The sequence below is a fragment of the Pontibacter pudoricolor genome (genome assembly GCF_010092985.1).
In the GTDB taxonomy this organism is placed as follows: Bacteria; Bacteroidota; Bacteroidia; order Cytophagales; family Hymenobacteraceae; genus Pontibacter; species Pontibacter pudoricolor.
This window is the reverse complement of record NZ_CP048106.1, coordinates 4,157,728-4,179,236: the sequence shown is the minus strand read 5'-3', so window position 1 is coordinate 4,179,236 and position 21,509 is coordinate 4,157,728. Positions and strand designations below refer to the sequence as shown.

The 21,509-nt window shown below is 46.0% G+C and carries 17 protein-coding genes; 5 read left to right on the top strand and 12 right to left on the bottom strand.

Features of this window, described 5'->3' with window-relative positions; translation table 11 throughout:
* Positions 1 to 107 precede the first annotated feature (107 nt).
* Positions 108 to 695: a carboxymuconolactone decarboxylase family protein gene (locus GSQ66_RS18025; RefSeq protein WP_162428733.1), complete on the top strand. Its 588-nt coding sequence runs from the start codon at positions 108 to 110 to the stop codon at positions 693 to 695.
* Between the two features lie 408 nt (positions 696 to 1,103).
* Here the strand turns inward: GSQ66_RS18025 and rny are convergent, their stop codons facing one another.
* The 5 genes from rny to GSQ66_RS18000 form a co-directional block, all read right to left on the bottom strand.
* Positions 1,104 to 2,669: a ribonuclease Y gene (rny, locus tag GSQ66_RS18020; protein ID WP_162428732.1), complete on the bottom strand. Its 1,566-nt coding sequence runs from the start codon at positions 2,667 to 2,669 to the stop codon at positions 1,104 to 1,106.
* A gap of 105 nt (positions 2,670 to 2,774) precedes the next feature.
* On the bottom strand, positions 2,775 to 3,059 hold the full coding sequence (locus GSQ66_RS18015; protein WP_162428731.1) for a cell division protein ZapA: 285 nt from the start codon (positions 3,057 to 3,059) through the stop codon (positions 2,775 to 2,777).
* A gap of 58 nt (positions 3,060 to 3,117) precedes the next feature.
* The gene (locus GSQ66_RS18010) at positions 3,118 to 3,414 is read right to left on the bottom strand and encodes a hypothetical protein (RefSeq protein ID WP_162428730.1); all 297 of its coding nucleotides are present in this window, start codon (positions 3,412 to 3,414) and stop codon (positions 3,118 to 3,120) included.
* A gap of 3 nt (positions 3,415 to 3,417) precedes the next feature.
* Positions 3,418 to 5,838 carry a phenylalanine--tRNA ligase subunit beta gene (gene pheT, locus GSQ66_RS18005; RefSeq protein ID WP_162428729.1) on the bottom strand — a complete coding sequence of 807 codons (2,421 nt, stop codon included), beginning with the start codon at positions 5,836 to 5,838 and terminating at the stop codon, positions 3,418 to 3,420.
* A 1,112-nt stretch (positions 5,839 to 6,950) separates the two neighbouring features.
* Positions 6,951 to 7,574 (bottom strand): DUF1684 domain-containing protein, encoded by a 624-nt coding sequence (locus GSQ66_RS18000; RefSeq protein WP_162428728.1) that lies wholly within the window; start codon positions 7,572 to 7,574, stop codon positions 6,951 to 6,953.
* Positions 7,575 to 7,805: 231 nt separating this feature from the next.
* On the opposite strand from GSQ66_RS18000, the gene GSQ66_RS17995 reads away from it, so the two are divergent.
* The 4 genes from GSQ66_RS17995 to GSQ66_RS17980 all read left to right on the top strand — a co-directional run bounded on the left by GSQ66_RS17995 (position 7,806) and on the right by GSQ66_RS17980 (position 10,352).
* Positions 7,806 to 8,375: a Crp/Fnr family transcriptional regulator gene (locus tag GSQ66_RS17995; RefSeq protein ID WP_162428727.1), complete on the top strand. Its 570-nt coding sequence runs from the start codon at positions 7,806 to 7,808 to the stop codon at positions 8,373 to 8,375.
* Between the two features lie 63 nt (positions 8,376 to 8,438).
* Complete coding sequence (locus tag GSQ66_RS17990) at positions 8,439 to 8,966, top strand: GlcG/HbpS family heme-binding protein (RefSeq protein WP_162428726.1); 528 nt, start codon at positions 8,439 to 8,441, stop codon at positions 8,964 to 8,966.
* 47 nt (positions 8,967 to 9,013) lie between these two features.
* On the top strand, positions 9,014 to 9,388 hold the full coding sequence (gene uraH, locus GSQ66_RS17985; protein ID WP_238395748.1) for a hydroxyisourate hydrolase: 375 nt from the start codon (positions 9,014 to 9,016) through the stop codon (positions 9,386 to 9,388).
* A 199-nt stretch (positions 9,389 to 9,587) separates the two neighbouring features.
* Positions 9,588 to 10,352, top strand: coding sequence for a DeoR/GlpR family DNA-binding transcription regulator (locus tag GSQ66_RS17980; RefSeq protein WP_162428724.1), 765 nt, complete (start codon positions 9,588 to 9,590; stop codon positions 10,350 to 10,352).
* 97 nt (positions 10,353 to 10,449) lie between these two features.
* Here the strand turns inward: GSQ66_RS17980 and GSQ66_RS17975 are convergent, their stop codons facing one another.
* From GSQ66_RS17975 to GSQ66_RS17945, 7 genes are all read right to left on the bottom strand, one after another.
* Positions 10,450 to 11,193 (bottom strand): GDSL-type esterase/lipase family protein, encoded by a 744-nt coding sequence (locus GSQ66_RS17975; protein ID WP_202923374.1) that lies wholly within the window; start codon positions 11,191 to 11,193, stop codon positions 10,450 to 10,452.
* A gap of 336 nt (positions 11,194 to 11,529) precedes the next feature.
* A complete protein-coding gene (locus tag GSQ66_RS17970) occupies positions 11,530 to 12,450 on the bottom strand; it encodes a glycerophosphodiester phosphodiesterase (protein WP_162428723.1) in 921 nt (306 codons plus the stop codon).
* A 96-nt stretch (positions 12,451 to 12,546) separates the two neighbouring features.
* Entirely contained in the window at positions 12,547 to 13,968 is a 1,422-nt protein-coding gene (locus GSQ66_RS17965; RefSeq protein WP_162428722.1) for a calcineurin-like phosphoesterase C-terminal domain-containing protein, read from the bottom strand.
* Positions 13,969 to 13,980: 12 nt separating this feature from the next.
* Complete coding sequence (locus tag GSQ66_RS17960; RefSeq protein ID WP_162428721.1) at positions 13,981 to 15,162, bottom strand: phospholipase D-like domain-containing protein; 1,182 nt, start codon at positions 15,160 to 15,162, stop codon at positions 13,981 to 13,983.
* A 262-nt stretch (positions 15,163 to 15,424) separates the two neighbouring features.
* A complete protein-coding gene (locus GSQ66_RS17955; RefSeq protein WP_162428720.1) occupies positions 15,425 to 16,708 on the bottom strand; it encodes a DUF5689 domain-containing protein in 1,284 nt (427 codons plus the stop codon).
* A 37-nt stretch (positions 16,709 to 16,745) separates the two neighbouring features.
* Positions 16,746 to 18,233: a SusD/RagB family nutrient-binding outer membrane lipoprotein gene (locus GSQ66_RS17950; RefSeq protein WP_162428719.1), complete on the bottom strand. Its 1,488-nt coding sequence runs from the start codon at positions 18,231 to 18,233 to the stop codon at positions 16,746 to 16,748.
* Positions 18,234 to 18,252: 19 nt separating this feature from the next.
* Positions 18,253 to 21,489 carry a SusC/RagA family TonB-linked outer membrane protein gene (locus GSQ66_RS17945; protein ID WP_162428718.1) on the bottom strand — a complete coding sequence of 1,079 codons (3,237 nt, stop codon included), beginning with the start codon at positions 21,487 to 21,489 and terminating at the stop codon, positions 18,253 to 18,255.
* Between the last annotated feature and the right edge of the window lie 20 nt (positions 21,490 to 21,509).

Sequence of the window (21,509 nt, the reverse complement as noted above, 5' to 3'; positions counted from 1 at the left end):
TTAAAATAAAAAGTGAACGAGGTGTGACTGAAACAGAGGCGGAAGCGGCGCAACTATAGTTGGGCTGCAACCGCACCTGTTACTCCCAACCCTAACTATAAAAACCTATGCTAACTGCAACACAAGAAACTAAAACAGACCTGCTGCGTGATTTAGGTCTATCAGATGACAGCACTTTTACTGCCCTGGAAAAGCTGACTGAAACTGAATCGCGTTATCTCCGCGACCTGCGCGTGAACCTGAAATCGGCTTTAGCCGGCGAAACCTTAACTCTGAAAGAAGCTTACTTACTGGCTCTTTCGGCAGCCGCCAACGAAGAGAACGATGTGCTAAGCAAAGCTTTTGAAGAGAAAGCTATAGAAAATGGTGCCGACCAGGGCGAAGTAGCCGAAGCCATTGCCTGCGCTTCTTTGCTGGCTACTAACAACATACTTTACCGTTTCCGCCACTTTGCTAACAAGGATGTGTATGAACAGCAGCCTGCCCGTGTTAAAATGAACATTATGATGAAGCCTGTGCTTGGCAAAGAGTTTTTCGAGCTGATGAGCCTGGCAGTTTCAGCGATTAACGGGTGCGAACGCTGCATCACTTCACACGAAGCTTCTATCATGCAACTGGGCACTACCGAGCCACGCATTTTCGATGCGATTCGTGTAGCCGCTGTGGTGGTTGGTTTGAGCAAGATCCTACGCTAGAAACTAATACAACTAAACTATAAATTGAAAGCGCCTGTAGTTTCTGCAGGCGCTTTTTTACCTCTCCCCAACCCTCTCCTTTTGAAGATGGCCCCTACCCCCAAAACAGGGGAAGGAGCTTTACAGCTGTCGCTATAGTTTGCTTTATCGTTTTATAGTTTCTGTTTTACCCACCCCTGCCCCTCCCAAGAGGGGAATTGCGACTATAGTTATAGTTTAGCTATAGTTCTATAGTTACAGACCAGGATCGGACAGGTCGCGACCTGCCCCTACAGAACTGTAGATGATCTAATATTTTGCTTTAATACCCCCTCCTGTTTTTAGGAGGGGGCTAGGGGGAGGTAAAACCAAAAACCGCCTGCTGTAACTGGTACAACAGGCGGCCTACTTTGGCTAAAAGTATGAAATCTATTTGGCGTAACTGATCGCTCTCATTTCGCGGATAACCGTGATCTTGATCTGACCAGGATATTGCATTTCCTTTTCGATCTTCTGCGAAATATCAAACGACAGCTGGGCTGCTTTTTCGTCCGTTACATTATCAGCATCCACCATAATGCGGAGCTCACGTCCAGCCTGAATGGCATAACACTGGTTCACACCTTCAAAAGAGATAGCTGCTGCTTCCAGGTCTTTCAGACGCTTGATGTACGATTCCATGATCTCGCGGCGGGCGCCCGGTCTTGAACCGGAAATAGCATCACATGCCTGGATCAGTGGAGAGATCATCGCGGTCATTTCGATCTCGTCGTGGTGAGCACCAATGGCGTTACAGATATCCGGATGCTCCTTGTATTTCTTGGCAAGTTCCATACCGATGATCGCGTGTGGCAATTCCGGCTCGTCTGGCGTTACTTTACCAATATCGTGTAGTAAACCGGCACGTTTGGCATGTTTCACGTTCAGGCCAAGCTCAGCTGCCATGGTGGCGCAAAGGTTTGCTACTTCGCGTGAGTGCTGTAACAGGTTCTGTCCATAAGACGAACGGAAGCGCATACGTCCCACCATTTTGATCAACTCAGGGTGTAACCCATGAATACCAAGGTCAATTGCAGTACGCTCACCAATCTCTATGATCTCTTCTTCAATATTCTTGCGGGTCTTGGTAACTACCTCTTCAATTCGGGCCGGGTGAATACGACCATCTGCAACCAGACGGTGAAGTGACAGACGGGCAATTTCACGGCGAACCGGGTCGAAACCAGAAATAATGATGGCTTCCGGGGTATCGTCAACTATAATTTCAACGCCAGTGGCAGCTTCAAGGGCACGTATGTTACGTCCTTCACGACCAATGATCTTACCTTTAATATCGTCGCTCTCTATGTTGAATACCGAAACGCAGTTTTCGATAGCATGCTCTGCTGCCGTGCGCTGTATCGTTTCAATAACGATCTTCTTGGCTTCTTTAGTAGCGGTAAGTTTAGCCTGCGCTACAATGTCTTTAATGTGTGATGAGGCCTGTGTAGTAGCTTCGCTTTTCAGGGCATCCACTAACTGTTCACGTGCTTCAGATGCAGTAAGGCCGGCAATTTTCTCAAGTTGCGCTACAACTTCTTTGTGCTGGTTCTCTACTTCTTCTTTGCGCTTGTGCAGGTGCTCTAACTGTAGATTAAGGGCTTCTTTCTCTTTGTTCAGTTCGTTCTCGCGGCGCTTGTTATCCTCCATCTGCTTGGTAACATGCTGCTCGCGCTGCTTTACCTTGTTCTCGTTCTGGATGATAATGTTCTTTTTCTTGTTTGATTCTTCTTCAAACTCAGATCTAAGCTTCAGGAATTTCTCCTTAGCTTCCAGCATGCGGTCTTTTTTGATGGCTTCGGCGTTGATCTCCGCCTCACGGATAATAGCTTTTGCCTTTTGGCGGGCGGCTACTTCCTGCTGCTTGTATACCTTTTGCAGCAGCAATCGCCCAATGTACACGCCCACAGCGAGCGCCACAATGGCGGTGATTAAGATTAATAGAATATCGGACATGTTAACATGTTTTAAGGTTTATTAAAACACATTAGCAGTAACTGCAAAAAGACGGGGTTAAAGCGGTAAAATAGCTAACACGTAAAAGGCTGCGCGGCAAAAAAACTACTTTGCCGACGACAGAAGATCATCCAGCACATTAAGCTGCTGGCCTACTTTAGAAAGATGCATGTTCTTTTCATCTTCCAGTTTCAGTTTCTCCACCATAGTTTCAAAAGCAACCATAGCCAATAAGTCCTGCTTATCCTGGATCCCGAACTGATCTTTAAAGAACTTTAGTCGCTCGTTCAGCAACTTGCCCACAATACGGAGCCTTTCTTCTTCTTCTTCCTTTACCCGCATCGGATACTCGCGTTCTGCGATGCGAATCTTTATCGATAATTCACTCATCCGTTGCGTTGTTTTATAGTTTCCTGCTTACCGGTTTCTGCGCTGTATTTCATATACTTTAGTCGCGCAGGTAAGCAATACACTTATCAATTTCTCTGATATATTCGTTTAGCTTGAGCTTTAACTCAGTCGAATTTGCAGGGTTTCCTGCTATCGTGTCTACAATTTTAACAATATTCTCCTGATTTTGAAAATTTTTTATTTGCTGATCTTTCTCTTCCAGCTGTGTTTCCAGGAGTTTTATTTCTTCGTGTGCACTGTTTAACCGCTGCTGCACTTCGGTGTAGCGGTCTAAAAGTTTCCGCAGCTTGGTTTCAATATGCTGGAGTTGTTGCAGTTGCGCGTCTTTTGGCATAGCTTATTTCCGGATAAAAGCTCCTAACTGTTTCTCAAACTGCTGCATCAAACGTGTCATCGTGGAGTCAATTACTTTATCAGTCAATGTCTGCTGTTTATCAAGTAAGCTAAAGCTGATAGCGTAAGCCTTCTTTCCCTGCTCAATCTTGTCGCCTTCGTACACATCAAACACGTTCACATCCTGCAGCAGCTTACGCTCCGTCCTGAAGGCAATGTGCTTCACCTGGTCAAAGGTAACATTCTTATCGAGAACAAGCGACAGGTCGCGTCGCACTTCCGGGAATTTCGGCAACTCTTCACCTACCAGGTTGGCTTTATACTTCTTCAGCAGGTAGTCCCAGTTCAGTTCGGCGTACCAAACCTGCTCCTTCACTTCCATAAACTTCGCTACACCTGCATCAATCGGCCCGATCTCGGCAACTATAGTTCCGTTTTTCACATAGGCCACGCCCTGTTTCATATAAGGATTCGGCTGCAATGGCTGTGTTTCATAATCAGAAGCATTTAGCTTGCGAAGTACGTTTTGCACTATGGCGGCCAAATCATGGAAGGCAACTTTTGCACCCGGCTGTTTCCAGCTTTCGGCAGACAGGTTGCCGGCCATGTACAGCGCCAAACGACGGCTTTCTTTGGTTGTGCCGTCTTCCAGTCGCTGGTAAACTTTGCCTAGCTCAAACAATTTCAGGTCGCGCTGGCGGCGGTTAATGTTGCGGCGCAGCACTTCCAGCCCCGAAAACACCATGCTCTTGCGCAGCACGTCCAGGTCTTCGGAATTATAGTTCAGCACCTTCACCAAGCCTGCTACTTCCGCATCGCCGGCCGGTTTGTAGTAGTTCGAGTTAGTAATAGAGTTAGTGATGATCTCATAAAAGCCCTGATCGGCGATGTAATCCATGATGCCATCGGTCACATCTTCCGGGTAAGGCTTGGAGAAGCTGGCCATGTACGTAGTGCCCATGTGCTCGCTCACCTCAATGTTGTTGAAGCCGTAAATGCGCAGAATCTCTTCCACCACATCGGCTTCGCGCTTCACATCCACTTTAAATGGCGGGACAGACAGCTCCAGGTGCGTTTCAGATTCACCTTTAACTTGGATGCCCAGATCTGTAAGTATCGTTTTGATGCGCTCTGTACCGATGTGCTGCCCAATAAGTTGGTGCGCACGCTCGATACTCAGGCTAAGCTCGGTGTTCTGAATTGGGTTTGGATAAACATCTACAATATCAGAGGAGATAACGCCACCGGCAATTTCCTGCATCAGTAAAGCCGCGCGTTTCAGGGCAGTAATTACCATATTCGGGTCTGTGCCACGCTCGAAACGGAACGATGCATCGGTCTTTAAACCATGCACCATACCTGTGCGGCGAACGTAATCCGACGAAAAGTAAGCGCTCTCTATAAATATAGTTGTAGTAGCTTCCGATACACCTGATTTCTTACCGCCAAACACGCCGGCAATCGCCATTGGCTCTTCGGTGTTGCAGATCATCAGGTCGTTGGCCTTCATTTTGCGCTCCACATCATCCAGGGTCACGAAAGGCGTACCTTCTGCCACGGTTTTCACAATAATCTTATCACCTTTTATTTGGTCGGCATCGAATGCGTGCAGCGGCTGGCCCAGCTCATGTAGCACATAGTTCGTAATATCAACGATGTTGTTGATAGGTGAAAGATCGATAGCACGCAGTTTTTTCTGCAACCACTCCGGCGACGGGCCCACTTTTACACCTGTTATCGTTACACCGGCGTAGCGCGGGCAGGCTTCCGTGTTCTCAACTTCTACAGCTATAGTTCTATTGGTATTTTCAACTTTAAAAGCCGAAACATCAGGCAAGGTAGCAGGCGTTTTAAGCAAAGCCTGCAGGTCGCGGGCTACACCGTAATGCGATGCTGCGTCGGCACGGTTTGGTGTTAAACCAATTTCAAACACTTCATCCGGGTTCAGTCCGAAATATTCCGCAGCAGGTGTTCCGTTTGGCAGGTCGGTATCCAGTACCATAATGCCGGCATGCGATGTACCAATACCGATCTCATCTTCCGCACAGATCATTCCTTCTGAAACAGCCCCACGTATTTTAGACTTTTTGATCTTGAACGGTTCGCCACCTGTCGGGTAAAGTGTGCTGTTTACAGTGGCTACTACCACTTTCTGGCCGGCAGCTACGTTGGGCGCACCACACACGATCTGGCTCGGCTCACCTGTTCCGATATCTACCGTCGTCAGGCTTAGTTTGTCAGCATCCGGATGGCGCTCACAGGTAAGTACTTCCCCTATCACAATGCCCTCCAGACCACCTTTTACAGCCTCCAGCCTGTGAATTCCTTCCACTTCCAGGCCTGCGCCTGTCAGTAAAGCACCTACTTCTTCCGCGTTCTTATCTATATGAATCAGCTGTTTTAACCAGTCGAGTGAGATCAGCATGTCGTAATTTTTATTCTTTTAAAGTTTAGCCCACGTTGTTTGAGCCAGTTAACTTCAAAATTAAACATAATTCTGTTTCCTGCTGCAAGTGATGTGAAATTGTAGGGTTTTATAGTTTCTATCTTGTCATTTCGAACATTCTTGAGACGCGAGTCGAAGAGAGCCAGTGCAGCTGTGAGGGATCTTAATTGTGCTATAGTTCTGCTTTTGTCATTTCGAACAACGTGAGAAATCTGAATGATATAGTTTGATTCTCTACTCCTTGAACTAAGCCTTTTCCTTCATAGTCACTTCTAATCCTGGGAGCTTTACTTACCTATAGTTTCAATCCAGCTTTGGTGCCCTCACGGCCGGGAGGCCCCGTCTTCGGGCATCGCGCTGCTGCTTTCTTGCTACCCTCGTCCCTCGGGTTGCCTGGCGGCACCGCAACAAATCAAAGGCGCTCAACCCAAAGACTGAGATCAGTTCGATAGCTATAGTTGCCATAGTTTGAGAAGTTATAGTTGCATCGCTTTATCGTGGTGGTATTTCCGTAGGGACAGGTCGCAACCTGTCCGCTCGACAGGCTGGAAAAATAGCAACCTCAGATTTCTCCTTTCGTCGAAATGACAAGTTGAAAAAGCAGTAGCAGAAAAGTCCCCCTTTGAAGGGGGCAGGGGTGTGACAAACGGAAACTATAGAACTACAACTCTCAACTATAGCCACAACAGAAAATTCCCCTCTTGGGAGGGGTAGGGGTGGGTTGAAACTGCAACTGCAACTATAGAACTATAACTAAACTATAGCAAAGGCTGAAAAGCTCCTTCCCCTGTTCTGGGGGTAGGGACTCTCGATAAAAGGGGAAGGCTGGGAAGGGGTGAAACGCCAACTATAAAACGATAACCTCAACTATAGCAGTAGCCTTTATCCCAAAAATCACCTAAATCTCACTTAATCCCGGTTCAGACAATCCCTGTCCCTACCGGGCCAGTTGAGTCAGGGGACTCAACATCATTGTAAGTCACGAGAGAGGACGCGCGCGCCAGCATAAATGAACAGATTATAGGATGAACTCCCTCTCCTGTTTTGGGGGTAGGGGCCCTCTTCAAAAGGAGAGGGCTGGGATGAGGTAATTACTCCTTCTTCTCGTAGGTCTTTTCTCCTGCCGGTATGGAAACGGTCAGGCGATTGTCTTTAGGTGGCACCGGGCAAACGTATTCAGGGTTGAAGGCACAGAACGGAGTATAAGCGCGGTTAAAATCAAGCACTACCGTTTTGGCGTCTTCTTTATAAGGTATATCTAAGTAACGACCACCACCGTAGGTTTCGAAGCCGTTGGTTTTATCTGTGAAGGGAACAAACCATTGGTCTTTTTCTTCTTTCGCCAGTTTTTTATACAAAGTCAGGCGCTGGGGTTGACCCTCTAATTCGAAATTTGCGATGGCGTAGCGCAGGTAGGGTTCATAACTACCGTTAGTTAATGGCATCAGCAGCGTGTCCTGTTTTGGCAGGTCTTCTAATCTGGCAGTAACCCGGTAAGCCACATTGGGCTCGTAGTATACCAGGTTTTTAAAATCCCGGCGGTCTTCTTCAGTAAACGGGCTATTCGTACGGCTCCTGAACGACAGGTCTTTGTCTTCGCGCTCCTTTAAAAGTGGTTTGGTATAGTTTTCTTCACTCAGGAAGGTCTCGTTTATAAAGTATAAAAGTACCAGCACGATACCGGCAAAAATTACAAGCTTAACTGGGCGTTGCATTGTTTCTGTAGCTATAGTCCGGTACAAAGGTCGGAAAAATGGGGGAATTACATAGCGGATATTGCAAAGCCGAAAATTGTTGCTCAGAAGTTAATAAGTTTAAAACAAGTTTATACCCTTTGCTTGTTACTACCGTGCTGTTTAGTCGCCCTATTTTTATAGTATAACCTAATGCTGGTCGTGGTGCAAAGCAAGTGAGCACTTTAAAGTCTCTTAAAAAATCAAGAAAACATGTACACAACTTTAAAGAGATTTTTAGAAAGCAAAGCTGATTTTAACAGCCAGGAACTTGATGAAGTTTATGCTCACTTTAGGGTCATAAAAACGAAGCGGAACCAAATCCTCCTAAACTATGACCAGGTTTCGAGGCACTACTATTTTGTTAATAAAGGCTGCGTCAGGTTATTTACAACTACAAAAGAAGGCACTGAAATTACCCGGTATTTTGCTTTTGAAGGCAATTTTGTAACAGCTTTACCGAGCTTTATAGATCAGCAACCCGCCGAAGAATTTTTACAAACCATAGAAAAGTCCGAATTGCTTTGTATCTCAAGATCTGACTTTTATAAACTGATGACTACACTGCCTCAGTTCGCGAAAATATACACTGAGATTTTGGAGCTTGGGTTTATAGTTGCCCAAAAAAGAATCTATGGATTTCAGGGTTTCGATGCGCTGCAGAAAGTAAAATGGATAATTCAGAACCAGCCGCAACTTCTGGTCAGGGTGTCGAATAAAATAGCCGCTTCTTATTTAGGTATTTCCCCATCTACTTTAAGCAGAATAAAATCGAAGTTATAAAACGTTGACATAGGGCAAGATTCATTGAGCAGAACGCAGTTAATTTTGTATCAAAAATAAGCCATGAGATCTGTTTTATTATTTCTTCTACTTGCATCAACAACATGTTTCGGGCAGCAAAACCCTGAAGAGAGAATACCCAAAGCCACCGTTGACGCTTACATAAAACCAAGCTACAACTTAACACTGGACGCAGCCTTCGAGCTCGCGAACCGTGCCACAAAATCAGCCGCATCTTTAAACAAAAAGGTCAGTATTGCGGTTTTGGATGCCTCCGGCAACATTATTCTGCTGACCCGAGGAGATGGTGTAGGCCCACACAACACGGAAGCGGCCAGGAGAAAAGCTTATACTGCCTTATCTACAAAAACGGCTACCCTTTTATTACTGAGAAACGCAGAAGCAAACCCGGATACAAAGAACCTGAACACACTCCCGGAATTACTATTACTAAGTGGTGGTGTGCCGCTCTGGTATAAGGGGAACTTGATTGGAAGTATAGGGGTGGCCGGCGGAGGAAGCCCTGAAAACGATGATTCGATAGCTAAATCTGCCGCCCTAACCGAAATTGGTATTACAACGACAAATTAATTTAAAACAGCACCATGAAAAAGTTAATCTTCACAGTGATTTTTGCAATGTTCTCAATAATCACTTTTGCCCAGGACAATACGTATCAGCTTTCAAGTCATATTTTAGACGTATCGCAAGGCAAGCCTGCAACTGGAGTAACCATTCGGTTAGAGAAATATAACGAACAGACAAAAAAATGGGCCTATGTAGATGAAAAAGTGACTGATAAAAACGGCAGGATCTCTGATTTCCTGAATTCAAAAAAATCAAACACAGGCATTTATAAGCTTACTTATTTTACCAGCGATTATTTTAAAAAGAGTAATACGGAAAGCTTCTACCCTTTTATAGAAGTCGTATTCCAGATAAAGGATAACAGTCATTACCACGTTCCGATAACCCTATCTGCCTATGGTTATTCGACTTACAGAGGTAATTAAAGTAAAAGTGCTGCACTAAGCTGCAATTTGGCTGCTGGACCAGCCCTGCATCAGACCAATGACCTGTACCCCTATTGCTGGAGTGCAGGTCATTGGTTTTTCTATAAGTTTTAGTTTGAAAAGCTAAACCATACGCTCCTTCCCTTCCAATAATCTTCTTAAACTCCTATATTTACGACACAAACCTACTCTACCTTCTATGTTAACTTTAGCCGAACGCCACCAGCATATTTTAAGCAGCCTGAAACAGGAAGGACAAGTAAACGTGCTGGACCTTTGCGAGAAGCTAAGTGTGTCGTCAGTTACGATACGTAAAGACCTTAAACTTCTGGAAGACAAGGGCTTGCTATTCCGGACACATGGTGGTGCTACAGCCAACAACCCATATACTGTAGACAGGTCGGTTAACGAAAAGGAGAAGATACAGGCTACTGAAAAGATGCGCATTGGCGCAGCAGCTGCCGGCTTGCTGGTCCCTAACGATTCTATACTGATTGCGTCGGGGACTACGGTTTTGGCGCTGGCACGCAACATTCAGCCGAAAAGTAATTTAACGGTTATCACACCATCCCTTAACATTGCCCTGGAACTTAACCGCCACCCTGAAATTGAAGTATTGCAGCTGGGTGGTGTACTCCGTAAAAGTTCTTCGTCGGTTACAGGCCCTTACGCCGAAAGTATTCTGGCTGATTTTTCGTGCAGCAAACTTTTTCTGGGGGTAGATGGCATTGACCTGGATTTTGGTTTGAGCACGACGAACGTAATGGAAGCGCACCTGAACCGACAGATGATCAAAGTATCACAGAAAACTATCGTGCTGGCAGACTCTACCAAGTTCGGGAAAAGAGGCTTTGGCAAGATCTGCGGTTTCGAGGATATTGACCAGATCATAACCGATAGCGGCATCTCAGATTATACCGTAAAAACCCTGGAGGGCATGGGCATAAAGGTAACTATAGTATAAAAAAACCTGACAGTTGCATTAAGCTCCCGCCAGGCGAACGCGTTCCCCATACGCGCACAAAACCTCCTGATGCTGTGAGCGCCAGGAGTCCTACTTTTTAAAGGTATTTTTTCAGGATTTCGGCCCAAACCTTGTACCCTTCAATTGTCAGGTGCAGGCCATCGTGAGTGTAAGGCAGCTTTAATTTTCCTTCTGCGTCAGCAAAGTTCGGATGCAGGTCTATCAGCGTTACTTTCTCTTCGGCAGCAATTTGCTTTATGCCGTTGTTTACGGTCGCAGTTTTTGCTTCTTTGTTATAATGCTTCTTAAACTTGTCGAAACTGTTGTTGGTTGGCAGCAGCGTCTGCACATAAATCTTTGTTTTAGGAGAGCCTGTTTTTATCCTGCGCACGATCTTTCTATAGTTGGCCAGTATCACGTCTTCCGGCACGTTGCGCGAAATATCATTTATCCCTATTAACAAAAACACTTTGGCAGGTTTTCCTTCAATTACTTCGTCCAGGCGCTCCAATACACCAAATGTAATGTCGCTGGAAATGCCGCGGTTACGCACATTTTTATTATCCAGCAGTTCGCTCCAGTCTATGTGTGCCGTCAGGCTGTTGCCTAAAAAGATGATATCCTTTTTCGAGTTTTTATACTTCCGGAAATAATCAACCTGCACCTGGTACGTAGCCGGGCGATAGGTGCTGTCGTATTTTGCAACCACAGGCTTTGTGCCTTCTTCCTGCATTACCCCCGTCACTTGTTCAGCCTCAGAATTTTCCTGGGCGTTGGCACCTGTGGCAAGCACGCTGAGAATGGAAAGTGTAAAAAAGAATAGTTTGGTTGTAAGCTTCATGGTATAGTTAGGTACTATCGTTTTATAGTTTGAATGTATAGTTTTGTGAAAAGCTGTACTTAGATGCCGGATATTATTTAACTGATATAATTGGTCCCCTCTGTCCCATTCCAAGGGCTTTCCCCCTCGTTTTCTGTTATCCTGAAAGGATCTTGTGGGCTTATAGTGAAGGCTTAACCACACTTACACCAAGTTCCTTTCAGGATGACAGGAAGTCTCAGGCTTGTGCTGATGCGAATCTGTAACACGTGCCTTTCTATAATATCGGATTTGCGATCCGATTGGTCCGGAGGCCCAACTATAGTTAGTCACGAGCGAAGACGCTCGCACCATACACTATTTCACTTCCTTAAACAGGTTCGGGTAATCGGAAATAATCCCATCCACTCCCATCGCTTTCAGGCGGGTAATGTCTTCAACAGTATTCACCGTCCAGGGAATTACCTTAATGTTTTTAGCGTGCGCTTTTGCTAACAGTTCAGGGGTTACCAGTTTATAGCTGGGGCTGTACACTTCCGGCGTGAAACCTAAACGGGCAATGTTCTCTTCAAAACTATCCTTGTTGCTTACCAGCAGCGATGCCTTGATATGCGGATATTGCTGATGCAGCACCTGCAACGTTCTCGGGTCGAAGGACTGAACTATAACCCAGGGCGTAATCTTTTTCTCTTCCAGTACCTCTACCAGCTTCTTCACAAACTCGGCAGGCTCCGGGTGTATCTTGTTATCGCCCTCAGCTACCGATTTGGTTTCGATGTTATAAAATACCTGTGGCAGGTTATTGGCCTTAATATGATTTTGAACCGAGTCTATCAGCTCTGCCAGTAACGGAATATAGGTCTTTACTTTCTCCTGCTGCGGATACGTGTCATAGAATTTGGTACCCAGATCAAACCGGCGCACCTGCTCATAATCCAGCTGGTAGATCGCGTAGTTTTTGCTTTCCGCTTTTGTAAAATCCTTGCCATCGGGTGTGCGGGCGTACAGGTGGTTAATGTGTGGGTCGTGGGTGACAACAACTTTACCGTCTTTGGTAACGTGGGTATCCATTTCCAGGGTGGTTACGCCCAGCTCCAGCGCCTTCATCATCGCCGGAATAGAATTTTCCGGCATCAGGCCGCGAGCGCCACGGTGTCCTTCGGTATCAAAAGCCGGGAATGGTGGGTTATTTTGTTGTGCCGTCATAGTTTCTGTGCTTTTACACCCCGTTACCAGGAGCATAGCGCTGAGCGCTACAGGCAGTAATTTACGTATCATAAGTATATTCTATCGTGTTGGCCTAAGTACTAACTATAGTTATGACTCAACTATAGTTAGTATCCCGTTTTATGTTGATCTAGGTAAAACTATAGTTTAAGAAACAGCTTTGCGGTTTTCGTATTTTCTGCCGAAGCGGTCTGTTGCCACAACTTTCAGCTCTTTTACAGTTGCCGGAACAAAAGCTTCAAAAAAGTGCTCTGTTTCGCGCGGCTCTACATAAGTGCGTCCTTTCGGCAACTGATCTCCCTGGTATAGTTCCCAGGCAACCGGGTCATACGAAATGATGTTCTGCAGTGTACCTTTGTACTGGTTATCGGCCCACCACTCTACTTTCCATTCCGGGTCCCAGTTCCAGACGTTTACCAGCATGCGCTGCTGTTGCTCTTCTGCAGGCTGCATATAAATGGTCATCTGGTGGTCTGCATCAAACCCGGTCGATTTATAGTACCACTTCAGGTCTGTGCCATCTGCTTCGTAGACCGCATAACCACCAGGGGCCCCATCGCCGCAAACCGGCCCGGTCCAGAGGTTACCACACACGGTCCCGTGGTTGTGCTCGAAAATATCCTGCTCAATTACGTTGCGGTTATAGTGCGTGTGCCCCGTCATAATGTGCACCTTATGGTTTTTGAGGATCGGGTAGAGTTCTTCCCTGTTCTTAACGCCCCAATGCACCGGAATATGCGCGCAAAGTATAATCAGGTTGTCGGTAGGTACCATGGCCAGATCTTTCTCTAACCACTTCAGCTGATGCTCTGTAATGTATCCGTCGTATTGCTTGTCTTTGCCCAGGTAACGCACGTCATCCAGCACCACGTAATGCAGCTTGCCACGGTTAAACGAGTAATAGGTTGGGCCATACGTAGCTTCAAACGTCTTATCCGAAACTTCGTCGCCGCCTTTGTTCAGGTCCTGGTCGTGGTTGCCAAGCACCTGGAAGAACGGAACGCCCATAGTAGCCACGCCCTGGTCGTATTCTTTGTAAAGATCCGGATTATCCCAGGTAATATCGCCTACTGTAATACCGTGCACCAGCGTACCGGCAGCCATACCTGCTAATGTTTTCTGCACATCGGGCACAGACTCATCCAGCATGCGCTGGGCATCTTTTTTGTTTCGTGGCTGCGGATCTGCCCAGATAATAAAGCTGTGCTTCGTATCGTCGGCTGGCAGGGCCTTCAGCTCAAAGTTATAGTCCTGTTTGCTGTTATGGTCCAGGTATTGGTAATGACGGGCAATGCCATTCTCATTCGGGAAATCATAACCGGCCGGCACCGATACCCACACAAACTTTGCCTGCCCGTTTACAGGAAGCTCGTACTTTCCTTTGCGGTTTGTTTTTACCACACTGTATCCATCCGACACCACCACATTTGCCAGCTTTTTACTACCGGCCGTAACTCTGCCTTTTATAGTTAGTTTTGATGGGGTTGCCAGCGCAGCAGTATAGCTGCCACTAAGTACAAGTCCGCCCGAAAAAAGGAGCATGCGCTCCAGAAAGGATCTTCTCTTCATGGGTGTGTCTGGTTAAATGCCTGGTACTGTTTTCAGGTTCTCGAAATAGGTTGTATAGTTCGTAAAAAGCGCGTGGTCCTTGAGCAACACCATTACTTCGTTGTTATTGCGGAGGGCATTGTTTGTAAAATTGTGCGAGCCGGTGATCAGCACCTTTGCATTTTTGCCCAGCCAGTTGCCTTCTATCAGTATAAATTTAGAATGGATGTTAGCTTTCGAGATGTCATATACTTTCAGGTAGGCGCCTTTCTGCTGCAATTGCCTTAAACCGGCCATGATGTTATCGTCGATCTTGTTTTTGACAACCACTTCTATAGTTGCGCCCTTTGTCTGTAGTTCGGCCAGTTTCTCCACTATGTTCAGGCGGGTGTTTGTCCAGTCAGACATGCCGATCTTTATAGTTGCCGAGGCCGGATCCTGTATATTATTCAAAAACTCGATGATGCTGTCGTCGCCATATGAAGCGCCGTTGCGGCGTTTTGGCAGAAAGTAACCGTTCATACCTTTGGCAGCATCCGTGTATTCGGTATAGTTATAGTTCTTCATGCCCGATGCAGCTTGCGCCTGCATGTCGGTCCAATATGTTTTAAAGGCACCGTACAAACCTGCATCCGAAAGCATAATAGCATCCTGGAATTTGCGCGCATCAGCCAGGGTAAAATTGTGAGATGTCTGGAAAACCACGTTCTGCACCTTGCCGGTTGTAGTTTCCAGTGTAGAGAAGATAACAAACTTGTTGTGGTTAATGGCAGTTGCGCTGGCATCGTTATAAACAGGAACTATAACATTGCCTTTGGCTTCCAGCACTCTTTTTAATTCGTGAAAAGTAAGCGGGTTTACTTCCAGCGATTCTTCGCGGCCCATATCCATGGCCACGTGTAGTTTTACGCCTCTGTCGTTGGCGTCTTTAATGGCTTTTACCAGTTCCGGGTAATCAAGCAGGAAAATACTCAGGTGGATTGATGCATCTTTTGGTGTGGCATTGATCAGGGCGATCAGTTGATCCAGAATAGCCAGGGAGGCTTTATTTTGTTTGACCAGGTTCACATCTGTAAAAACTGCGGCAGGAAACGCGGCACTTACAGGAGTTACTTTGCCCGTTTCAGGTTTGGTGGGTGCCGGTTCTGCTTTTTCGCTGGAGCAACCAACAAATACAAACAGCAGGGCAACTATAAAATGGATTGGTCTAAGCATGGTAATTTAACTTGTCAGGCAGAAGTACCTGGTGTCACGTTGGCTACTTCCAGTGCTGGCAAAGCCTGCTTTTATAGTTGACTTTGCCAGAACCGAAAGAGATATTATAAAACTGATTAACCTGGAAATGCGCCAACTATAGTTAGGGCTCAGGTTTAGATTTGCAGCGCTTGTATTTTATAGTTGCAAACTATAGTTACCTGCTGCGGAAAGTAAAAAGAGGCGCCCCACCTGCGCGGGCCGCCTCTTTTATAGTATGATCTTAGTTCGAGTAAACTGCGAAGTCGTCGATACCTAAACGGCCGTTTTCAACGATATTGCCGTCTTTGTCCTTCGTACCGGAAGCTCCAAGACCAAGCTTGTTGATTCTAAAGCGAACCGGACCCGGGATATCCATCAGGAAGCTTGCCATCTTATAATCACGGGCTACATCTTTCACGTCTGCTCCTATCTGCTGCCAGGTAGCTCCCTGATCTTGTGAATACTCCAGGCGCCATTGGCTAGGCTTATCGGTCGAGTAAGTTGCATACCATACTGTTACCTTAGAGGCCCCTTTCGGCAGATCGAAATTCATCTGCAAATAACCAGATACAGTTAAGTTCTGCTGGAAGCGTACAGCTTGTTTACCAGAAACAATCACATCCCTTTTTGCGTCAAGATCCCCTAATATGGACTGATATAATGTCCAGTTTCCTGTACTTAGGTCTACTTCATTTGTCAAGCCCTTTGTAGTCATATCGTAGCTCGATTTAGTCGAAGCAGCAGGTGCCTCAAACTTTTCCGGCCAACCTTGGTAAATAGGCCCGCTTGGGTTAACAGCATCTGCAAAAGTACGCATGCGCAACACAGGCGTTCCGTCTTCAGCCTTTGTCAGAATACCTACAAAGCTGGCACTTGCCAGTAATTTACGTCCGGCAAAAACTGCATCGGCATCTGTCTGCAATGTTATAGTTTTACCAGAACCATCACCGATCTGCTTTTTACCCGCATACGTGTCTCCGGCAACCGGTAACGGGTCTATATCACCTGTTACCATTACCAGTTTACTTTCGTATTTGTCATAATTAGCAAGCAACTCCGCAACCGCAACAGCTTTTGGTGCCACTGGTAACCCTGTAGCTTTAACCTGAATACTCTCTGGCTTCAAACCGTTTATTTGCAGTACACCATTTTTACGTGTAAGAACGGTTCCTCTTACATCAAACAGGATAGAATCGCCTACAGCATAGTTTGCAGCAGCTTGTTCTCCAAGGTTAAGCAACATACCTCTTTGCAGGCCTCTCCATGAGTCTTGTATGGCAACAATACCTGCCGGCCAGTTTTTTCCCTCCGGGCTTGATACTACAACACCACCTGCAGTATAAGCACCAAACAATGGCCCCTGTCCTAATGCCAGATCTGTTTCGTGAAATGCTTCGCGCACTACAAAAAGTGATGCAACCGGATTAGGAGTACCTTCCGAAGGATTTGGATTTTCCTCCACGCAGGAAGTGAAACCTAAAACACTTAAGCAGATGGCCAGAAATGATAAATATCTATTTTTCATGACGTTTGTCTTTAAAATCTATAGTTCGTTACTGCTGTTAGTCTATATCCCACCAAACTTTGGTATTGATATCGTCAGCGCCCATTTCTGCTACAGCAGCGTTATAGTTGGCACCATTCAGCGACTGTACCACTACCGGGTATCTAAAACGGGACGGCATCTGACCGTTGTTCTGCACTCCAGGTCCAATAGGCAGTACCGGGTGACCAGTTCTGCGGAACTCATACCACTGCTGGAAATCGGTAAAGAAAAGTGTAAAATACTTCTGTAGCATGATCTGCTCCATTTTAGCTTCAAAGCCTGCTGCAGGATCGAAGGCTACAGCTGGTTTCGCCAAATGTCCTGCCGGAACTTCCAGGTTCCACATAGTTATAGCAGCAGTTACACCCTGATCGTAGTAGGATTTAGGGTCAGCAGTAACATAACCTTTTAAAGCAGCTTCTGAAAGAATGAACTGCACCTCAGCATAGTTGATGATGTTACCCAAAAGCGGCTCATTCATCAGTGCCTTAGGATAAGATGACTGTCTTTCCGGGATATTGCCAGCTGCATAACCGCTTGGTATGCCATAGTAGTCTGATCCAAACTTTGTAGCCCATTTCGTACGACGCGGATCTTCCATAGCATTCAGATTATTCACAAAAAACTCTGTTAAACCATGGCTACCGTTAAAGTCATACTCACGCATGTTTGTAAAGGCAGAAACAAGAGGTAAAGTACTGGTATATCTCAGAATAGCTGATTCTGCGTTATTTGAGAAAATCGGGTAGAAACTCGGGTTAGTTTCTGCTATCTCACGGATCTTATTAGATGCGCCAGCTTCCGGTCGGTCTGAAGTACGCATTAAAAGTCGCAGGTATAACGAGTTACCAAACTTACGCCAAAGATTAAGGTTACCATTGTAGAGCGGATCCAGCGATCTTTCATCTTCTGGCAACATTGCCGGAGGAAGAACACCAGCAGCTAATTCAGCGGCTTCTACAGAAGCCAGAAGTGCATTTGCCTCTTCCAGTTTCGCAAACAGGTCTTTGTAGATCATCTCCTGCTTATCGAATTTAGGCTGAAGTATACCATCCCGCCCTTTGTTCGCTTCTGAGTAAGGCACATCGCCAAACATGTCTGTGATCAGAGAAGTTACCCACACATCCAGTATCAGACCAATAGCCATGTAGCTCTTGTTTTGCGTTACAAGTGCACTGTTGTAAATATTTACAAAGTTGGTACGCTGCAGGTACCAGTTGTTCCACATATAATCTGACTCGCCAGGTCTTATTACATAGCGGTGTATCTCGTCGTTATTTAATATGGTTGCGTGCACCTGCATCAGCTCGTTGGTCAGGCGAAGTGCACGGTTGTTATTGCGGGTAACAACATCGTGCAGTGCCGGTGCCAGCAAAGAGGCAGGTGTGGCCACTACCGTTTCGTTCGGGTTTGTATTCAGTTCCTCGAAGTCTTTGGTACACGAGGAAGTAGCAAGGCAGGTAACCGCCAAAGCCGATATTGCGAATAATTTTATCTTTTTCATGATGACTTCTTCCGATTAATTAAATGCCTACTGTCAGGTTCAGACCGAACGTTCTGGTTGGCGGGAACTGTCCTACTTCAAATCCACCTACTATATCGCTGCCACTCAACGTACCAACTTCTGGGTCGAAGGCAGGCCAATCTGTGATCATGAACAGGTCACGACCAAATATACCGATGCTGGCGCGCTGCACTTTTATTTTCTGCAACAGTGTAGCAGGTACCTGGTAGTCTAGGCGTACTTCGCGCAGTTTGATATAGTCTGTGCTGAATGTGTTGGATTCCACGTTATCGCGGTGGAAATGGGCAGTGTAGTATTGCGCCATATTCATTACCAGCACATCATTTTTGCGGTAAGTTCCATCAGCATTCATAATTACACCATCACCAACTATACCATTGTAGCGGCCCGGTAACGATTTCTTAAGTTTACCTTCTTCCATCAACACAGCGTGTGTTAACGAGTAAGCTTTACCACCAAACTGACCATCAAACAACACATTCAGGCCAAACTGCTTATACTTCAGGTTTGTACCGATGCTTCCTCTCCAGTCCGGAGTTACTTTTCCAATGTATTTCACCTCGTCACTAAGCTTTGGCAAACCGTTTTCTCCGTAAATTATCTGACCGTCAGGTGCGCGCTCATAACCAAGTCCATAGATTGCTCCCATTGTTCCGCCCGGACGCGCTTCCATCGTTCCGCGTGGGCCAGAAGCCATTATAAGTGTGGTAAGGCTATCGGTAAGTGCTACAACTTCGTTTCTGTTGGCAGCATACGTGGCAAATACGCCAAGATCCAGACCATTCCAGTTCTCAACCAGTTTAGCGCTTGCCTGTATCTCTATCCCTTCGTTTTTAACCAGACCTGCATTCATGTATTGTGCGCTGTGTCCGGTAGAGCGATCTACTGGTGCCTCTAGTATCTGGTCTTTTGTTTTACCCTGATACACTGATACGTCAAAATTCAGGCGGCTCTTAAACAAGCGTACATCTAATCCAACTTCTGCTGTATTAGTCTTTAATGGCAACATGAAATAGTTTGGCAAGTTTGTCGGGTTAGCAAGTCCTGACGGGAATCCTTCTTCTACACCATATGTGTAAGCAGTAAGATAAGGGTCTGTGCCACCGCTACCTACCTGTGAGTAAGAGCTTCTCACTTTCAGGAATGATATGGAATTTGGCATCTGAACCATGTCAGAAATAATACCGCTCAGGTTTACAGAGTAGTAGAAGAACGGATCCGGGTTAGGATTGAACTTACTGGCTAGCGTACTTGTCCAGTCCTGGCGACCTGTAACATCCAGGAAGATAATATTATCGTAACTAAACTCGCCCAGCGCATAAATACTGTTTACATCGTATTCGCTGCGGTATGGGTAAGAAATTGGTGTTTCCTTGCTGTTTGCAAAAGAGTAAATACCCGGAATAAGCAGCTTTTCAGCACGAAGTTCATCTTTTTTATAACGGTTGCTCATCATGCTTCCACCCAACGAAAGGCCACCGTCAAACTTCTCAGAAATTTCACGCTTATAGCTTAACAGGAAGTCGTTGTTCATTTCGCGACTGAAGATACTCTGTGTACGGTACATACCGAACGGGAACTTCTGTGTATCCCATGGGCGCTGCTGCGAACGTGCATCATGTGCAAACTCAAGTGAAGAGCGCACCATCAGGCTCAGATCATTTGTAAAGTTGTAGGTAGCCGATACGTTACCAACTATACCGTCACGGTTAGAGCTGTTCAGCATTTCATGGGCCTGCAGGTAAGGGTTATCCAGGATACCGCTGAAAGGTGTGTGCTGCTCTATACCTTCCCGGCCAGCTTTCCAGTAAGGTTTAAACCAATTTAGGTCGAGGTTAGGAGATAAACCTCTGATGAAATACATGATGGTGTGGTTATTATACCCTGTAGATGGCAGGTTATCGCTGCTATTGTTGGTATAATTAATTTTTGAAGCGAACTGCAGCTTATCAGTAACCTTATGGTTTAACGATAGTGCGATGGTGTTACGCTTATAGCCTGTGTTAGGCACGATCCACTCGTTGTGCAGGTTTGTAAAAGATAATCGGGCAGAAGTACGATCGTTGCCACCATCAATACTGATGCTGTTCTGGAACGTTTTTGAAGCCTCAAAGAAATCTTTACGGTTGTTTTTATAAGGCACCCATGGTGTTCTTTCTGCTCCTGTAGAGTCGGTCAGTGGATCGTACTGGTAATAGCTCTGTCCATTAAAGCGTGGCCCCCAGGCAGAACTGGTACTTCTAGTACTCTTTCCGTCTTCGGTATTCAGGTAAGAATAGTAAAGGTCCTGTCCTCCGGTTCCCTGGCCGTACTCATACTGATAATCTGGCCAGTTAGAGATGGTGCCTATAGTTGTATTAGAGTTAAACGTAACGCCAATACCTTTTTTCTTAGAATTACCTGACTTAGTAGTAATAATGATCGCACCGTTTGCACCTCTGGCACCGTAAAGTGCAGCTGCACCAGGTCCTTTTAGTACAGATACACTCTCAATATCTTCCGGGTTGATATCATTCAATCCGCTACCAAAGTCAACCGGGTTGTCTGATGAAAGATAGGCGCCGCTACCTGTACCGGTACGTGGACTGCTCATCACTACACCATCCACAACTATAAGTGCTTCGTTGTTACCGGTCAGGTTGTTTTCGCCGCGAAGTACAATCTTGTTGGAGCCCACCGGGCCACCACCAGATTTTACCATGTTCAAACCAGCAACTTTACCTGATAAGGCATCTGTCCAGTTGTTTGAAACAGCATTTGTAAGGTCTTCGCCTTTTACCTGCGATATTGCGTAACCCAGCGCTTTTTCTTCACGCTTGATTCCAAGGGCAGTTACCACAACTTCAGAAAGCTGCTTGCTATCCAGGGCCAGGGTTACAGCCAGGTTTTCTTCGGCTTTGGTTACAGTTACATTCTGTTGCTGGTAGCCTACAAATCTGAAAGACAGAACAGTTCCAACTGCCACATCTACTTTAAAGTTACCTTCTGCATTTGAAATGCCAACAGCCTGCTGATTGGCCAGAATTGTTACGCCAGGTAATGTACTACCGTCATCACCGGCAATTACTTTTCCTTTTACAGTTACTTTCTGGGCTTGAGTGGCCTGCACATATACGGTAGACGCTATGGCATCTGCCGCCAGTCCATTTCCTGCTAACAGCAGGCATGAGCATAGCCAAAGACTTTTCTTCAGACTATTCCTGCTCTTTTTGGGCGGATGTAAAAGTTTTTCCATCTGATTTGGTTTAAAACTGG

Bases quoted from the DNA above. Each gene is read 5' to 3' on its own strand.
- GSQ66_RS17965 (WP_162428722.1), bottom strand. From the start codon at position 13,968: ATGAAGAGAAGATCCTTTCTGGAGCGCATGCTCCTTTTTTCGGGCGGA.
- GSQ66_RS17970 (WP_162428723.1), bottom strand. From the start codon at position 12,450: ATGATACGTAAATTACTGCCTGTAGCGCTCAGCGCTATGCTCCTGGTA.
- pheT (WP_162428729.1), bottom strand. From the start codon at position 5,838: ATGCTGATCTCACTCGACTGGTTAAAACAGCTGATTCATATAGATAAG.
- GSQ66_RS18000 (WP_162428728.1), bottom strand. From the start codon at position 7,574: ATGCAACGCCCAGTTAAGCTTGTAATTTTTGCCGGTATCGTGCTGGTA.
- GSQ66_RS17980 (WP_162428724.1), top strand. From the start codon at position 9,588: ATGTTAACTTTAGCCGAACGCCACCAGCATATTTTAAGCAGCCTGAAA.
- GSQ66_RS17960 (WP_162428721.1), bottom strand. From the start codon at position 15,162: ATGCTTAGACCAATCCATTTTATAGTTGCCCTGCTGTTTGTATTTGTT.
- GSQ66_RS18025 (WP_162428733.1), top strand. From the start codon at position 108: ATGCTAACTGCAACACAAGAAACTAAAACAGACCTGCTGCGTGATTTA.
- uraH (WP_238395748.1), top strand. From the start codon at position 9,014: ATGTTCTCAATAATCACTTTTGCCCAGGACAATACGTATCAGCTTTCA.
- GSQ66_RS18015 (WP_162428731.1), bottom strand. From the start codon at position 3,059: ATGAGTGAATTATCGATAAAGATTCGCATCGCAGAACGCGAGTATCCG.
- GSQ66_RS17975 (WP_202923374.1), bottom strand. From the start codon at position 11,193: ATGAAGCTTACAACCAAACTATTCTTTTTTACACTTTCCATTCTCAGC.
- GSQ66_RS18010 (WP_162428730.1), bottom strand. From the start codon at position 3,414: ATGCCAAAAGACGCGCAACTGCAACAACTCCAGCATATTGAAACCAAG.
- GSQ66_RS17995 (WP_162428727.1), top strand. From the start codon at position 7,806: ATGTACACAACTTTAAAGAGATTTTTAGAAAGCAAAGCTGATTTTAAC.
- GSQ66_RS17950 (WP_162428719.1), bottom strand. From the start codon at position 18,233: ATGAAAAAGATAAAATTATTCGCAATATCGGCTTTGGCGGTTACCTGC.
- GSQ66_RS17945 (WP_162428718.1), bottom strand. From the start codon at position 21,489: ATGGAAAAACTTTTACATCCGCCCAAAAAGAGCAGGAATAGTCTGAAG.
- GSQ66_RS17955 (WP_162428720.1), bottom strand. From the start codon at position 16,708: ATGAAAAATAGATATTTATCATTTCTGGCCATCTGCTTAAGTGTTTTA.
- GSQ66_RS17990 (WP_162428726.1), top strand. From the start codon at position 8,439: ATGAGATCTGTTTTATTATTTCTTCTACTTGCATCAACAACATGTTTC.
- rny (WP_162428732.1), bottom strand. From the start codon at position 2,669: ATGTCCGATATTCTATTAATCTTAATCACCGCCATTGTGGCGCTCGCT.